The sequence below is a fragment of the Shewanella psychropiezotolerans genome, from assembly GCF_007197555.1.
Taxonomy (GTDB): Bacteria; Pseudomonadota; Gammaproteobacteria; order Enterobacterales; family Shewanellaceae; genus Shewanella; species Shewanella psychropiezotolerans.
The window spans coordinates 1,680,953-1,696,209 of record NZ_CP041614.1; the positions used below are offsets into that span (position 1 = coordinate 1,680,953).

Here is a 15,257-nt window from a genome sequence, read left to right on the forward strand (position 1 = left end):
AGTGGAATATTATGGAGTTAGAGGCATGCTAGGTTTCAGCTATGGCTTTTAAACTTAGTTTCTACACTTAATCATAAACCCGTGAATGGCACGGGTTTGGGCTGTGGAATCCAGATTCGTGTCTTTGGATATGAATAATCTAGGCCTGTGATATGGCATAAATATCATACTAACATCTCTGCTTGATGCGCGCGTATTGAGTATAACTAATGAGTAAAGCCAAGGAATTTCATGTTGTAAATACTGGGATTGTGATCGATAGCAGAGTAGACTACCGCGCAACCCTACCTATAAGAAATGACAGCTGGAGTGACTAATGCTGAAAAAAGATATGAATATCGCGGACTACGATCCACAACTTTTCAAAGCGATTGAAGATGAGACTCGCCGCCAGGAAGAGCATATCGAACTTATCGCTTCAGAAAACTACGCGAGTCCTCGTGTTCTTGAAGCACAAGGTTCTCAGCTAACCAACAAGTACGCCGAAGGTTACCCAGGTAAGCGTTACTATGGCGGTTGTGAGTATGTAGATATCGCAGAAGACTTGGCTATCTCTCGCGCTAAAGAGCTTTTCGGTGCCACTTATGCCAACGTGCAGCCACACTCAGGTTCACAGGCAAATGCCGCAGTATTTATGGCTCTGCTTCAAGGCGGCGACACTGTACTGGGTATGAGTCTGGCTCATGGTGGTCATCTGACTCACGGTTCACACGTTAGCTTCTCAGGTAAACTGTATAATGCGGTTCAATACGGTATCGATGAGACTACGGGTAAGATAGATTACGCCGAAGTTGAGCGCCTTGCTATCGAGCATAAGCCTAAGATGATCATCGCAGGTTTTAGTGCTTATTCAGGCATCGTCGACTGGAGCAAGTTCCGTGAAATTGCCGATAAAGTTGGTGCTTACCTGTTCGTCGATATGGCACACGTTGCCGGCCTGATTGCTGCGGGTATCTACCCGAATCCTCTCCCACACGCTCACGTTGTGACTACTACAACCCATAAGACCTTAGCCGGTCCGCGTGGTGGTTTGATCCTTTCGGCTATCGATGATGAAGCTATCTACAAGAAGCTAAACTCTGCGGTATTCCCTGGTGGTCAAGGTGGTCCTTTGATGCACGTTATCGCTGCTAAAGCGGTTGCATTTAAAGAAGCGCTAGAGCCTGAGTTTACTGTATATCAGAAGCAAGTCGTTGTTAATGCCAAGGCGATGGCAAAGACCTTCATCGAGCGTGGCTACGATGTGGTTTCTGGCGGTACCGATAACCATCTATTCTTGCTGGATTTGATCAGCAAAGATATGACGGGTAAAGATGCCGATGCGGCGCTGGGTCTTGCTAACATCACAGTGAATAAGAATTCGGTACCAAACGATCCACGTTCACCATTTGTGACTTCGGGTCTACGTATAGGTTCTCCTGCCATCACTCGCCGCGGCTTCAAGGAAGAGCAAGCAGTTGAGCTGACTAACTGGATGTGTGATGTGTTGGATGACATCACTAATGAAGGCACTATCGAGCGTGTTAAGAAGCAGGTTCTGGAACTGTGTGCTAAGTTCCCTGTTTACGGTTAACCTTTAAGGTTAATTCAGGTAAACTTCGATGGCCGCTACTTAGCGGCCATTTTTGTTGGTTTTTTCGTTAGAGTAAAAATGCCATTAGTTTTTTTCTCACTTATTTTTGGAGGCTCGATGCATTGTCCTTTCTGTAGCGCAACCGATACTAAGGTGATCGATTCTCGTCTGGTGGCCGGCGGACATCAGGTAAGACGACGCCGAGAGTGCGTCCAGTGTCACGAGAGATATACCACTTTTGAAGGTGCCGAACTTGTGATGCCCCGAGTGATAAAGCAAGACGGCAGTCGCCAGCCTTTCGATGAAGAGAAACTCAGGGGCGGCATGCTGAGGGCGGTAGAGAAGCGCCCCGTCTCTATTGATCAGATAGAGCAAGCCCTGACTAAGATCAAGTCGACCCTGAGGGCAACCGGCGAGCGTGAGGTCAAGTCTGAGCTTATCGGCAATTTGATGATGGATCAGCTGGTGGGCCTGGATAAGGTCGCCTATATCCGTTTTGCCTCGGTCTACCGGGCGTTCGAAGATGTTTCCGAGTTTGGTGATGCTATCGCCAAGCTGCAGAAGTAAATAAAGTTTCAATCCCATCGATTAGTGATTTTTTAAACTTTTTTGGTCTGTGAACTTATGTGGTCAATAGAAGATACTGAATTTATGAGCCGTGCAATCAAACTTGCACGTCGAGGTTTATATACCACTCGCCCTAATCCCTGTGTCGGTTGCGTCATCACATTAGATGATAAGATCCTCGGTGAAGGTTTTCATATTCGCGCCGGCGGCCCTCATGCCGAGGTGCATGCCTTAGCCATGGCCACGGAGCGCGCCGGCGGCCTAGCCGATCTAAAGGGCGCGACAGCTTATGTGACCCTGGAGCCTTGTAGCCATTATGGCCGCACGCCTCCTTGCGCAGAGGCGCTGATTAAACACGGTATATCCCGTGTCGTGGTGGCCGTAGAAGATCCCAATCCTCAGGTATCGGGTCGAGGCATTAAGATGCTCAAGGATGCCGGCATAAAGGTCGATGTTGGCCTGCTTGGTGATGAGGCTGCTCAAATTAATCCTGGCTTTATGAAGCGTATGCAAAGCGCGCTTCCTTGGGTGACGGTAAAACTTGCCGCTAGCTTAGATGGCAAGACGGCCTTGAGTAACGGCGCATCAAAATGGATCTCCGGCCCTGAGTCTCGCCGTGATGTGCAGCGCTTAAGAGCGCGGAGCTGCGCCTTGGTGACTGGCATCGAAACCGTATTGTTAGATGACCCATCCCTCAATGTGCGTCACAGTGAATTAGGCTTGTTATCGCAGCAAGTCGATGCAGACTCATTGCACCAGCCACTTAGAGTCATACTCGACAGCCGCGCCAGACTCACATCATCAGCGAAACTGTTTGCTATCACCAGCCCTATCTTACTGGTTTCTTGTGTCGATTATCCTCAGGCTGAACAGGACGCTTGGCCTAAGCATGTCTCCGGGCTCACACTGGCCCCAGATGATGACGGCAGAGTCGAGTTGACGGCGCTGTTTTCTCACTTAGGTAAAACCTGTAATTCAGTGTTAATCGAAGCAGGAGCAACACTGGCCGGCAGTGTCATTAGCCAGAATCATGCCGATGAGTTAATCCTCTATCAGGCGATGAAGCTTTTAGGCTCGAACGGACGTAATTTAATCTCTCTGCCTGACTATACAGATATGGCAGACATTCCATCCATCGAATTAATCGATGAACGTAAATTGGGTGATGACACCCGTTTGACGTTAAAAATAAGGTCATAATTCATGTTTACCGGGATCATAGAGTCAGTTGGAACCTTAAGAAAGATAGAGCGGCTAGGTGATGATATTCGCCTCAACGTGGCGAGTAATAAACTCGACCTGTCCGATGTGCGTCTAGGGGATAGCATAGCCACCAATGGCGTCTGTTTGACCGTCGTCGAATGCCTCAGTGATGGTTATGTCGCCGATATCTCGGCTGAAACAGTGAGCCTGACAGGCTTTGCCAAATACCAGGTGGGTACCAGAGTTAACCTTGAAAAAGCCGTGACGCCAACCACTCGATTAGGTGGACATATGGTTAGCGGTCATGTTGATGGCGTGGCGACCGTGGATGACAGGCAATACCGGGGTAAGGCCATCGAGTTCTGGCTGAGCGCACCGGCAGAGTTGGCCCGTTATATCGCCCACAAAGGCTCGATCACCATAGATGGGGTGAGCCTGACCGTGAATGAGGTGCAAGACAATCGCTTCAGACTGACTATTGTGCCTCATACCGCCACAGAGACGACCCTTGAAAGTCTCAAGGCGGGTGACAAGGTGAATATCGAAGTCGACCTGATTGCCCGTCATTTAGAGCGTTTGATGACATATACCAATAAAGAAACGCAGCCTGAGTCAAATGTGACCATGGATCTGTTAGCTCGCTCAGGTTTTTTGCGTTAGACACTAGAATACCTGTGAATAGAAGATTAAATTGATAATAAAATATCGGTTCATAGGTTTTGCCTAAACCAGATACTCGAAACTATAAAATTTAAGGCCTTACAATGTCGTTACACAGTATAGAAGAGATCATCGAAGATATTCGTCTCGGTAAAATGGTTATCTTGATGGACGATGAAGATCGTGAGAATGAAGGCGATCTGATCATGGCTGCAGACATGATCACGGCACAAGCGATTAACTTTATGGCGACCTTCGGCCGCGGATTGATCTGTCAGACATTGACTCAATCACGTTGTCAGCAGCTGAACTTACCTTTGATGGTCGTCAATAATAATGCCCAGTTTTCGACTAACTTCACTATGTCTATCGAGGCTGCTGAAGGAGTGACTACCGGTATATCGGCGCAAGACAGAGCGGTGACGGTGAAAGCTGCGGTCGCAAAAGAGGCTAAGGCCAGTGACATAGTGCAGCCGGGTCATATCTTTCCCTTGATGGCGAAAGAGGGCGGAGTGCTTATTCGTGCGGGTCATACCGAGGCGGGTTGTGATTTAGCCAGGCTGGCAGGTTTTGAAGCGTCATCTGTGATTGTCGAAATATTGAATGACGATGGCACCATGGCTCGACGCCCGGATCTTGAGGTGTTCGCCGAGAAACATGGTCTTAAGATGGGCACCATCGCCGATCTTATCGAATATCGTAATACCAAAGAGAGCAACGTAGTACGTGAGGCTAAGTGTAAACTGCCCACACGTTTCGGCGAGTTCGATATGCTGACTTTCAGAGACACTATCGATAATCAGCTCCACTATGTTTTGATCAAGGGTGAAGTTAAAGATGAAGTGCTGGTGCGCGTGCATCTGCAAAATACCTTCAATGACCTGTTGCACTCGGAACGTGATCAGAAGCGTAGTTGGCCCCTCGAGAAGGCGATGCAACGTATTGCCGATGAAGGCGGAGTACTGGTACTTCTGGGTAACCAGGAACACAGCAGTGATATTCTTGCCAAAGTAAAAGCATTCGAGCTCGAAGACAGTGGCCAAGCGCCCACTCCGGCAAAGTGGCAAGGAACGTCTCGTCAAGTGGGTGTCGGCTCGCAGATATTAGCCAATGTGGGGGTGACTAAGATGCGTCTGCTCAGTTCACCTAAACGTTATCATTCACTTTCAGGTTTTGGCTTAGAAGTGACCGAGTACATAAGTGAATAGATAAAATCTGTTCAAATTAAATCAATTCTGGTGATTTGCATGGAGAACAACGTAGGGGGCTGTGATATCATACCGCCTCTTCCGTGTCCGAGCCGGTTAAATCAGCTAATTTAGGTAAGATAAATGAACATAGTTCAAGGTAATATCGAGTCGAAAAACGCCAAGGTTGCTATCGTAGTATCTCGCTTCAACAGTTTTCTTGTTGAGAGCTTACTCGAGGGTGCGGTTGATACACTAAAGCGTTTCGGTCAAGTCGCTGATGATAACATCACAGTCGTACGAGTCCCCGGAGCCGTAGAGCTGCCTTTAGCTGCACGTCGTGTTGCCGCTAGTGGTAAGTTTGATGGCATTATTGCCCTCGGTGCAATTATCCGTGGCGGTACGCCACACTTTGATTTAGTTGCAGATGTATGTAATAAGGGATTAGGTCAAGTTGCACTTGAGTACGATGTTCCTGTTGCATTCGGTGTGTTGACTACCGATACCACAGAGCAAGCGATTGAGCGATCAGGTATTAAAGCGGGCAATAAGGGTGGCGAAGCTGCACTTAGCCTGATTGAAATGATTAACGTGCTGCAAGAACTAGAACAGCAGTTGCAAGATTAGGAAAAAAGATGAAACCTTCTGAGCGCCGCAAGGCCCGCCGTTTAGCCGTACAAGCCATCTACTCTTGGCAGTTAAGCGGAAATAATATTGCCGATGTGGAGCATGAGTTTCTTACAGAGCAAAAAGTCGATGGTATCGATGTCGCATACTTCCGTGAGTTATTCACTGGAACGGCAACGAAACTCGCTCAAATAGATGAACTAATTATTCCTCATGTTGAGCGTCCATTTAACGAAGTATCTCCTATCGAGAAAGCGGTACTGAGAATGGCGACCTACGAGCTTACATTCCGCAAGGATGTACCCTATAAGGTTGCGATTAACGAAGCTATCGAACTGGCAAAGACCTTTGGTGCAGAAGATGGCCATAAGTTTGTTAACGGTATTCTCGACAAGATAGTGGGTCGTAAGTAATACGAAAAACGGCATCTCAGGATGCCATTTTTTTTGCCTCGCGAACCTAGTATTTATCCTAAAATCAGATGTACTTATCTTACTCAGATACGGGCAGACTAATCCTTGAAAGAATTTCAATTAATCGAACACTTCTTTAATCGCCGTGGTCAAACGCGCCGTGATGTCGAGTTAGGCATAGGTGACGATTGTGCTCTGGTGCAAGTCGCTCCGAATAAATCCATCGCTATCTCTTGTGACACCTTAGTCGAGAATGTCCATTTCTATCCCGATATACCACCTCAAGCCTTGGGCTATAAATCCTTAGCCGTTAACCTCTCCGATCTTGCTTCCATGGGGGCCGAGCCCGCATGGATGACACTGGCATTAACCTTGCCCGATGTGGATGAGACTTGGCTGGAGCAGTTTAGTACCGGTTTGTTCGATGCCGCCGAGTATTACAGGGTGTCACTCATAGGTGGAGATACGACTCGTGGCCCGCGTGCAATCAGCATTACCATCAACGGATTAGTACCTACGGGAACCGCGCTGACGCGAGGTGGTGCTAAAAATGGTGACTGGATCTATGTCACTGGCACCTTAGGTGATTCGGCATTGGGTCTGGATGTGATACGCGGAAACCGGCGAGTCGATGCCGAATATAACGAATATCTGATTAATCGTCATTATTATCCGACACCGAGAGTGTTGGCGGGGCAAGCACTGCGAAACCTGGCCTCGAGTGCCATCGATCTCTCCGATGGTCTGGCATCGGATATTTTGCATGTGCTGAAGCGTTCTGAGGTCGGTGCGGTTATCGATGTGGATCTATTGCCGTTATCCCAGGCCGTAAAAGACTCAGTATCTGAGCAAGAAGCCTTAAGCTATGCGTTATCTGGCGGTGAGGACTACGAATTGCTCTTTACCGTTCCAGAGGCGCAAAAAGGCGCTTTGGAGATGGCGTTAGCCCATGCCTGTGTCGAATTTACCCAGGTAGGACAAGTGACGTCAGATAAACAACTGAGATTGATACGCAATGGAGAGCCATTTAATCTCACCAACATAGGTTTCGAGCATTTCTCCTGATGAACATATTATCTAAAGACAAAGCGTTAACTCATCTCTCCCTGAAGAATCCCATTCACTTTTTAGCGCTTGGGTTTGGTTCGGGCTTAGTGGCAAAAGCGCCGGGGACCTTCGGTACCTTGGCCGCTATTCCACTTTTTCTCCTGATGGCACCCCTTAGCTTACCTTGGTATCTGGCGCTCACCTTATTGAGTGTGCTCGCTGGTTTTTATATCTGTGATAAGGCCGCTAAAGACATGGGGGTTCACGATCATGGTGCTATCGTGTGGGATGAAATTGCCGGATTACTCATTACTATGATTGCCGCGCCTGCGGGTTGGCTCTGGTTAGTCATAGGATTCGCCTTGTTTCGCTTCTTCGATATTTTGAAACCTTGGCCCATTCGTTGGCTGGATGCCAAGGTACAAGGTGGCTTCGGGATCATGATTGACGATGTGCTGGCAGGTATTTTCTCGCTGATTTGTCTGCAGGTGTTAGCTTACTATTTCGCTTAAAACACCCAGGTGGCTTTGGCGAAAAAGGTGGGGTCGGCGATATGACCAAACAGGTCTTGTCCCGCGTTATCGGTACCATTGTAGGTGATACACGCGGTTACCGGACCTATGGGGTAGCTTAAGCCTAAGTTAAAATAGGTATAAGCATCACCTAGGGCCTCCTCGGTGTCCCACCATCCTAGCTGCATATCTAAACTTACTCCGGTATCCCACAGTGACAGCGACTTGTTGTATTCCACTCGGTAGGCTTTATCTTGACTCAAGTCCCCTAAGATATCATTTAAGGTATGGCTAAAAGAGAATTGTCCATAAGGGGTGTACAGGTCAAACATCAACTCGGTAAAGTCCAGACTGATGTCTGCCGCATTGGAGCCCTGAATAAGATATTGGTAGAGGGTGACCGATAGATACACTTCTTCGTTAAATAGATGACGGTAGCCAACATAAACATCGGTCTCCAGGTTTTCTCCAGCCTCATAGGGGCTGGCATCATCGATGAAATTGAATGTCGATATGAAGGTGCCCAGGTAAAATCCATTACCGACGTCGTATCCGGCGAGTACCTGTACGGCTGGATCTGTCTGCGTCAAAGACACCCCATAGGCTCTATGATCTGTAGTAACGGTCGCATGACCATAAAAACTGCCATCCGCCTGGCTGGGGAGTGTGAAAAAAAGCATCAGATAAGCGAGTAAATGAAGCGTCTTAATGACGACAATGAGAGAGTATTTGGCCGCACTTTTCCATGTGTTCAGTAAATAATTCATATCCCTTGCCTTATTACCGATTAGCTCGTTTCCTTAGAGCCATTCATCTAATGACTCTAAGGAAAATATAGACCAAGGGAAGCGCTATATCCAATATTTAATGAGGTCGGTATATAGAATCTACAATCGCAACAGCTCCTTAGCATTCGCCAATGTATTGTTAGTGATCTCATCACCGCCCAGTAAACGGGCCAGCTCCTCTATGCGCTGATTTTTGTCCAATGGCGTCATGGACGTCTCTGTCTTTCCTGCCTTACTCTTCTTGTCGACAAACATGTGTTGGTGTCCATTGCCGGCAACTTGAGGGAGATGGGTCACACACAATACCTGAGTGGAGTCTCCTAGCTTTCTCAGCATTCGTCCAACCACCGCCGCAGTCGCCCCAGAAATACCCACATCGACCTCATCAAAAATGAGCGTTGGTGTCGATACTTTTCTGGCGGTAATGACTTGGATACCCAGGCCTATTCTGGATAATTCACCACCCGATGCGACCTTAGACAGGGGCTGAAGCGGCTGTCCTGGGTTCGTGGTGACGAGAAACTCTATGGTGTCACAGCCATTCGGTGAGCTGAGATCTTCACTGAATGTGACCAAAATAGTAAATTTTCCCTTCGGCATGTTCAGTTCATGGATAGATTGAGTGACCTGCTTGTCTAACTCTTTGGCATAACGACAACGGCTCTGACTGAGCTTCTTGGCATGTACCAGATAGCTGTCTCGACTGGCGGCAACTTGTTGCTTGAGATCGTCCAAGGCTTCCTCGTCAGAATCTAGGTTGCTTAGTTCAGTTTTAAGTGTGAGATGGTGGGCAGCCAGCTCACTCGGGCTGACGTGATGCTTACGCGCCAGCTGCATGGCTTGGGATAATCTTTGTTCTAAGTGGGCAAAATGTTCCGGATCCAGTTCTAATCCTGCTAAGTAATTCTCCAGCTCGCTGCTGCTCTCCTGAACTTGAATAAGGGCTTCATTTAGCATATTAACGACATTCGTCAGCAGAGGATCATATGACTCGAGCTCCTGGGCTTGAGTGATACCCGCGTTGATCAAGGATTCGACGCTGCCCTGATCATTCTCCTGCAAGATAAACAGCTCATTTTTACAGGCCTCGACCAGGGCTGTGCCATTGGCGAGTTTCTTATGCTCAGCTTCTATCTGTTCAAATTCACCGGGAGAAAGGCTAAATTCATCGAGTTCTTCTACTTGGTACTGGAGCAGCTGCTTTCGAGAAATACGTTCATGTTGTGACTGAGTTAAGGCCTTAAGCTCCTTCTCTACCAGCTTGCAGCGTTGGTAACCGGCGGTGACTGAGTCGAGAAGCATTTTATGATTGGCGTAACTGTCTAACAGAGTCAGCTGATGTTCACTCTTAAGCATGGCATGGTGTGCATGTTGACCGTGAATACCAATAAGCAGTTGGCCAAGATTTTTAGCCTGTGATAAGGGCACCGGATTGCCATTGATGTATGCCCTGGAGCGACCATCACTGCCAACCGTTCGCCTGAGTATACAGTCATTATCGTGGTCGAGATCGTTATCTTCGAGCCAACGTTTGGCAACTGGGATATCATTTAAGGAAAATCTGGCACTCACCTCGGCTTTCGTAGCCCCAGGCCTTACCGTGCCAGCATCGGCTCGGTTACCCAGACACAGACCCAGGGCGTCAATTGCAATCGATTTACCCGCACCGGTTTCACCGGTAATACTGGTCATTCCAGGCTTGAAGTCCAGCTCCAGAAAGCGGACGATGGCGAAATTATTGATGCTGAGTTGGCAGAGCATAATGACATCCCTTTAATGTACTGTGTTTTTAAACAGTATATACTGATTTTATATACAGTAAAGCTCCGAGTGAATAGTGTTCAATATTATTATGACTCAATGGGACACTGAGTCGCTTGTATCACTCTTTGCTTAACCGATTAACTGCGCAGTAGATAATCTATGCTGGGCAGGGTCACAATACTCAACACTGTCCCTAACATGATAGCTTGAGCACTGATGCTGGCTTTCACTCGGTACCTTTGTGCCAATAAGAACACACTCGCTGCCGTGGGTAATGAAGCTAGCAGGACCCCCATGATCAGCAAGTCTCCCTCGATGCCAAAGGCCATTAAGAGTACATAGGCCAGGCCAGGTTGTATAAATAATTTGCACACATTAATCCAGCTCAATTCGGCGATATGCTGAAGTCTCCCTTGTTTAGCCTTTACTTGAAGAGCCTCACCGGTGGCTGACGACGTCAAAGTGAGTTCTTGCTCTGCGCTCGCTTTGACGAGCACCATGCCTATCGCGAAGAGGGCACAGGGGCTAGAAGTCATGCCTATCTGACGTAACATAATCGATAACGATTCATTGACTTGAATGTTGAGGGCCGAAATTGCCATGCCGATGCTGCTACCAATCACAATAGGGTTCTGTACCAGGGACTGAAGGATGACGACAAGGGGGGATGCCTGCTTCTGCCCTTGATACAACTCGATAGTGACTAAGACTAGGGCAAAAATAATGACCGATAGAAGCGTCGCGATAGCCGCTGCCGTTAATGCGTTAGCATTATCCGGAAACAGTATGGTGAGTAGCGGCATGCCGATAAAAGCACAGTTACCGAATGTGGTGTTTAGCGCCCTGAGTGATGCGATATCTGTGCGGCCTTTGTTGGTGATATAGGACACCAGCATCACCAAAAGATAGGTCAGTATCATAGCCAAGCTATAGCCGGCTATAAATCCCCACTGTAAGATCCCTTCGATAGGCGTTTCTGCCAAGGCAATCAGCATGATCGCCGGAAAAGCGATGTAATAGACATATTGGTTTAATACCTGATCGGTATCTGGTGACAGGATCCTGCTTTTCTGGATAAGCGAGCCTAGCAACATGATCCCAAGTACGGCAAACAATGGGGTTAAGATAGGTGACATCAATACCATCCCTTATTTGAGTCGTGTTTTTATACTTTCTTATCAAAGTAACACAGTTTTTCATTGGGATGGGATTAAGCTAAGGTCTTAGGGGGTGTTTCGGTTTTGCTTTGTGGAGTCTCTATTAGAGAGCCTTGCTTTGGGCGCTTGAGCTGGAATATGGCCCTGCATTGGTGGGAGAACGCCTAGCTCCTGAAAAAAGTTGATCTGTCTTCTTAATTCAAACAGAGAGCCCACTCTAGTCTGCTCACCTATTGTGAGTTTCCAAGTGTCTGTTAGGCCCTCTGAATTAATCAGGATATAGCCTTCATAAATCAATTTTCTCATTGATAGCTTTAGCTTTAGCTCTCAGGCAGTCCGATACCTATGTTTGATACGCCCGCTTCAATGATCTCTTTTCGCAATGATTTTACAAAGTCGGCATTCAACTTAGGATTGTCTTCGATGAGTTGAAGTAGTGTGCCTTGCAGCTCCTTCTCTTCAACCATGACCTCATGATTAAAGATGTAATCATCGAACGCATCTTCGTCAAGTTCGACATCGGAAATCGCTTCTATGTAGTTGGCGACTGTGCTCGAAGAGAGTTTACTGATGTTGACGATATCTTCTTCGACTTTACTCTGTATGGCACTCAAGAGGGCAATAATTGCCGTGGTCGCATCCATGGCTGGATAGACACCATAGACATCGAAGTCGGCAGGATCTGGAGTGATTAGCTCTAACCTTTCTAGGTAGATATCAATATTGAGCTTTAACTTTTTATCGTAGATAGATTGCCATAGCAGGCTAAGTGCAGTATCGAGTACTTGTGGATCACCAAACTCACATACCTCTGAAAAAAGTTGATAGTTAGGCAGCATACGTTGGCACAATGCGATGGCGAATACTTTTTTCTGTTGCAAGTCTAACGCTTTTACGCGTTTAAAGAAGCCGAGCTTGTTTGTCATCTAATACATCCGTTGATAACTGTGATAACACTTGATTTGCCGCCGATTCTACCTTAGTTAGTTCATCAAGTAACTCTAGTATTTCAGGTTCCACCTCGGCGATACCTATTCCTTGCTTTAACCTAGATTCTATCTCATGGCAAAGTTTCTGTGTCGTCGGTACGCCGCAGTAACAACTCGCGCCATGTAGCTTATGCACAGTGGTGAGCATCTGTTTTTCATCGAAGCTATCTAAGGAGTCTTGGAGCTGGTCTGTGGTCTCAGGTAGTGAGTCCACCAACATTTTAAGCATATCCAGGGCTAAGTCAGTCTTATTGTTTGCTTGGGTTAAACACAGATCCCAATTTAGGGTGAACTGATCGAAGTGGGTGAATCTGGGGCGGGTCTTCCAGCGGCTGATGACACTTCTAAGGGAGGCTTCATCTATGGGCTTAGGTAAGTAACCGTCCATACCACTGTTTTCGATTCGTTCTCTCTCCTCGGCAATGGTATGTGCCGTCACCGCTATGATAGGAGTGTTACGGTTGAGGGAGTGTTGACGTATCTGTTTAGTGGCGCTGATGCCATCAGTGCCAGGCATCTGTATATCCATAAATATCAGGTCGAAACTACGCTCCTGAGCCTGCTTGATGGCGCCCAGGCCGCTATTGACTACCGTGACTTGACTGACGACTTCTTTTAGCAAGGTATCGATGAGCTTTAGGTTTGCCGGATTATCATCGACAGCCAATACGCTCATGGCTTCTTTCGAAATAGGCTCGGGAGGCGTGTATTCTTTGAGTAGTTGCTGGCTTTCTGAGTTAGGTTGGGGATCAATCAAGATCTGAGCCAGTACTTTTTCGCCTATTGGTGCCGGCACCACTTTATCGACAAAGGGTAAGATAAAGTGGAGTTCATGCTCTAGATCTCCGCCGATCAGGATGAGATAGCGACACCTAGTTTTAATTTTTTTCAGCTGTGAGGCAATATCACAGTCTTGGTCCAGGCCCTTATTGCTGATCAGGGCGTAATCATAAACAGTATCGTACTGACTGAAATGATGAGCCAGCTGTTCACTGGATCGAATGTTAGTCAGCCGCATTCCCCAATGCCTTATCTGACGATCTAAGGTGTTGTTAGACAGCTCTCTGGCTTCAAGCAGCAAGATAGTCTTATTGAGCAGTTTATCCACTGACTGGATCTGACCTATTGGATATATGCTGGTGCTGAGAGGAAGGGTGAACCAGAAGGTTGACCCTGTATTAGGCTTTGAATGACAGCCTATCTGGCCGCCCATACGGTTGATCAGTCGCTTAGTGATGATAAGCCCAAGGCCCGTTCCGCCAAAGCGACGGGAAATGGATGAGTCTGCCTGGCCAAATGCCTGAAAAAGCAGTTTTTGTTGATCCTCATCGATACCAATACCTGTATCTATCACTTCGCATCTTAGGTTGACCTTGTCATCGGTCGCTTCGGTCAGCTGTACTTTTAAATGCACGCTGCCGATATCGGTGAATTTGATGGCATTTCCCACCAGATTAGTGATTATCTGGCTAAACCGCATCGCATCGCCGGAGAGATCTTCCGGTATCGCTTGGTCGATATTTACCACTAACTCAATATCCTTGTCACGGGCACTGTTAGATAACAAGGTGATGGTATCGTCTAAAGTCTCTCTCAGTGCGAAAGGCATGTTCTCCAACACCATTTTTCCCGCTTCGAGTTTCGAGAAATCTAAGATATCGTTAATTATCCCCAGCAGGTTAGTCGCGCTTTTTTCTATGGTATTGACATAGTCCTGTTGACTCGAATGCAGAGGCGTTTTGAGTAGCTGTTTGGCAAAGCCGATGACGCCGTTGAGCGGAGTCCTTAATTCATGGGACATGTTGGCCAGGAATTCTGATTTTATTCGACTCGCCTCTAACGCGCGTTTCTTGGCGAGATCCAGTTCGACGTTCTGGATCTCGATCTGCTCTAAGGTTTCCCTTAAATCCGAGGTGGCTTGATCGATATTCTGTTGCATCTCATCGTGATATTCGGACAGGGAGCCTGCCATGGCGTTAATGCCACGTTTGAGCAGATCCAGCTCGCCGATCAGGTTACCATCTACCCGGGTATCTAGCTTGCCTTCACGGATCTTAGCCACGACTCGTACCATCTCTGTGATGGGTTGAGTGACGTTTTTAACCAATCTGAAGGTGAAGAGTAAATTCAGCTGAACACCGATTAACACGATAATAAATGCGGCAACGGCGGCCCTATGTTGTTCGAGTAGTGCATTCTCTTTATTCACTAAGACCGCTATATAGCCGAGCTTAATCGCGATAAGGCGCTCAGTATCTTTGTTTTCATCGGTATTAAGGTGAAGTTCATTATCGGATGAAAAAATAGGAGTGCGAAGTATTATGCTGTCGCCGACTTGTTCGAGCTGAGTGTTGAGTAGGCTGGTAAAAGGCTGATCGTAGCGCATCATTTCATGATTTTTATAATGATGTGAGGTGACTATGACACGATTATTGGTATCGAAAATGGCAATAAACTGCACTAAAGAAGCTTTATTTAGCTGGATGGCCGTGATCAGTTTTTTAGTACTTTCAAAGTCATTGTTCTCAAGTCCAATGGCAGCAGCAATCGCCAGTGGCTCAATAATATTACTGCCTTGCTCTATGAGAGTTTGTTCGAGTTCATAGAAACGATTTATGGTAAAATAGCTGCCCAGTAGAACACCAACGAGAATCGTCGGCGCTAACGCAAGTACAAGTACCCAAGAGCGGAGACTGTATTTCGTCATGTTATCGGCGTTATTCATTAAGTTAGCTAATCTACCAGTTTGTTGACAAACGTGTCACTAGAC

The 15,257-nt window shown here is 47.1% G+C and carries 14 protein-coding genes; 9 read left to right on the plus strand and 5 right to left on the minus strand.

Annotation, left to right across the window (positions count from 1 at the left end; all coding sequences use genetic code 11):
- Positions 1 to 316 precede the first annotated feature (316 nt).
- The 9 genes from glyA (at position 317) to FM037_RS07470 (ending at position 7,789) form a co-directional block, all read left to right on the plus strand.
- Positions 317 to 1,573 (plus strand): serine hydroxymethyltransferase, encoded by a 1,257-nt coding sequence (gene glyA / locus FM037_RS07430; protein WP_144045472.1) that lies wholly within the window; start codon positions 317 to 319, stop codon positions 1,571 to 1,573.
- Positions 1,574 to 1,690: 117 nt separating this feature from the next.
- Positions 1,691 to 2,140, plus strand: coding sequence for a transcriptional regulator NrdR (gene nrdR / locus FM037_RS07435; protein ID WP_144048878.1), 450 nt, complete (start codon positions 1,691 to 1,693; stop codon positions 2,138 to 2,140).
- A 57-nt stretch (positions 2,141 to 2,197) separates the two neighbouring features.
- Positions 2,198 to 3,340 carry a bifunctional diaminohydroxyphosphoribosylaminopyrimidine deaminase/5-amino-6-(5-phosphoribosylamino)uracil reductase RibD gene (ribD, locus tag FM037_RS07440; protein WP_144045473.1) on the plus strand — a complete coding sequence of 381 codons (1,143 nt, stop codon included), beginning with the start codon at positions 2,198 to 2,200 and terminating at the stop codon, positions 3,338 to 3,340.
- Positions 3,341 to 3,343: 3 nt separating this feature from the next.
- On the plus strand, positions 3,344 to 4,003 hold the full coding sequence (locus tag FM037_RS07445) for a riboflavin synthase (RefSeq protein WP_144045474.1): 660 nt from the start codon (positions 3,344 to 3,346) through the stop codon (positions 4,001 to 4,003).
- A 104-nt stretch (positions 4,004 to 4,107) separates the two neighbouring features.
- Positions 4,108 to 5,211 (plus strand): bifunctional 3,4-dihydroxy-2-butanone-4-phosphate synthase/GTP cyclohydrolase II, encoded by a 1,104-nt coding sequence (ribBA, locus tag FM037_RS07450; RefSeq protein ID WP_144045475.1) that lies wholly within the window; start codon positions 4,108 to 4,110, stop codon positions 5,209 to 5,211.
- Positions 5,212 to 5,334: 123 nt separating this feature from the next.
- On the plus strand, positions 5,335 to 5,817 hold the full coding sequence (ribH, locus tag FM037_RS07455; protein WP_144045476.1) for a 6,7-dimethyl-8-ribityllumazine synthase: 483 nt from the start codon (positions 5,335 to 5,337) through the stop codon (positions 5,815 to 5,817).
- 8 nt (positions 5,818 to 5,825) lie between these two features.
- A complete protein-coding gene (nusB, locus tag FM037_RS07460) occupies positions 5,826 to 6,230 on the plus strand; it encodes a transcription antitermination factor NusB (RefSeq protein ID WP_144045477.1) in 405 nt (134 codons plus the stop codon).
- 105 nt (positions 6,231 to 6,335) lie between these two features.
- Positions 6,336 to 7,295 (plus strand): thiamine-phosphate kinase, encoded by a 960-nt coding sequence (gene thiL / locus FM037_RS07465; RefSeq protein WP_144045478.1) that lies wholly within the window; start codon positions 6,336 to 6,338, stop codon positions 7,293 to 7,295.
- Positions 7,295 to 7,789 (plus strand): phosphatidylglycerophosphatase A family protein, encoded by a 495-nt coding sequence (locus FM037_RS07470; protein WP_144045479.1) that lies wholly within the window; start codon positions 7,295 to 7,297, stop codon positions 7,787 to 7,789. Before thiL ends, FM037_RS07470 begins: the two co-directional genes overlap by 1 nt.
- Here the strand turns inward: FM037_RS07470 and FM037_RS07475 are convergent.
- From FM037_RS07475 to barA, 5 genes are all read right to left on the minus strand, one after another.
- Positions 7,786 to 8,556 (minus strand): TorF family putative porin, encoded by a 771-nt coding sequence (locus FM037_RS07475; RefSeq protein WP_144045480.1) that lies wholly within the window; start codon positions 8,554 to 8,556, stop codon positions 7,786 to 7,788. The genes FM037_RS07470 and FM037_RS07475 overlap by 4 nt on opposite strands.
- Positions 8,557 to 8,676: 120 nt before the next feature.
- On the minus strand, positions 8,677 to 10,338 hold the full coding sequence (gene recN / locus FM037_RS07480; RefSeq protein ID WP_144045481.1) for a DNA repair protein RecN: 1,662 nt from the start codon (positions 10,336 to 10,338) through the stop codon (positions 8,677 to 8,679).
- A 140-nt stretch (positions 10,339 to 10,478) separates the two neighbouring features.
- On the minus strand, positions 10,479 to 11,477 hold the full coding sequence (locus FM037_RS07485) for an AEC family transporter (RefSeq protein ID WP_144045482.1): 999 nt from the start codon (positions 11,475 to 11,477) through the stop codon (positions 10,479 to 10,481).
- 341 nt (positions 11,478 to 11,818) lie between these two features.
- Positions 11,819 to 12,424: a YjaG family protein gene (locus tag FM037_RS07495; protein WP_144045484.1), complete on the minus strand. Its 606-nt coding sequence runs from the start codon at positions 12,422 to 12,424 to the stop codon at positions 11,819 to 11,821.
- The gene (gene barA / locus FM037_RS07500; RefSeq protein WP_144045485.1) at positions 12,399 to 15,212 is read right to left on the minus strand and encodes a two-component sensor histidine kinase BarA; all 2,814 of its coding nucleotides are present in this window, start codon (positions 15,210 to 15,212) and stop codon (positions 12,399 to 12,401) included. Before barA ends, FM037_RS07495 begins: the two co-directional genes overlap by 26 nt.
- Between the last annotated feature and the right edge of the window lie 45 nt (positions 15,213 to 15,257).

What these genes read in the sequence shown, in the direction of transcription:
- recN (WP_144045481.1), bottom strand. Translation starts at nt 10,338, where the DNA reads ATGCTCTGCCAACTCAGCATCAATAATTTCGCCATCGTCCGCTTTCTG.
- FM037_RS07485 (WP_144045482.1), bottom strand. Translation starts at nt 11,477, where the DNA reads ATGTCACCTATCTTAACCCCATTGTTTGCCGTACTTGGGATCATGTTG.
- FM037_RS07475 (WP_144045480.1), bottom strand. Translation starts at nt 8,556, where the DNA reads ATGAATTATTTACTGAACACATGGAAAAGTGCGGCCAAATACTCTCTC.
- glyA (WP_144045472.1), top strand. Translation starts at nt 317, where the DNA reads ATGCTGAAAAAAGATATGAATATCGCGGACTACGATCCACAACTTTTC.
- nrdR (WP_144048878.1), top strand. Translation starts at nt 1,691, where the DNA reads ATGCATTGTCCTTTCTGTAGCGCAACCGATACTAAGGTGATCGATTCT.
- ribBA (WP_144045475.1), top strand. Translation starts at nt 4,108, where the DNA reads ATGTCGTTACACAGTATAGAAGAGATCATCGAAGATATTCGTCTCGGT.
- ribD (WP_144045473.1), top strand. Translation starts at nt 2,198, where the DNA reads ATGTGGTCAATAGAAGATACTGAATTTATGAGCCGTGCAATCAAACTT.
- ribH (WP_144045476.1), top strand. Translation starts at nt 5,335, where the DNA reads ATGAACATAGTTCAAGGTAATATCGAGTCGAAAAACGCCAAGGTTGCT.
- FM037_RS07445 (WP_144045474.1), top strand. Translation starts at nt 3,344, where the DNA reads ATGTTTACCGGGATCATAGAGTCAGTTGGAACCTTAAGAAAGATAGAG.
- nusB (WP_144045477.1), top strand. Translation starts at nt 5,826, where the DNA reads ATGAAACCTTCTGAGCGCCGCAAGGCCCGCCGTTTAGCCGTACAAGCC.
- FM037_RS07495 (WP_144045484.1), bottom strand. Translation starts at nt 12,424, where the DNA reads ATGACAAACAAGCTCGGCTTCTTTAAACGCGTAAAAGCGTTAGACTTG.
- FM037_RS07470 (WP_144045479.1), top strand. Translation starts at nt 7,295, where the DNA reads ATGAACATATTATCTAAAGACAAAGCGTTAACTCATCTCTCCCTGAAG.
- barA (WP_144045485.1), bottom strand. Translation starts at nt 15,212, where the DNA reads ATGAATAACGCCGATAACATGACGAAATACAGTCTCCGCTCTTGGGTA.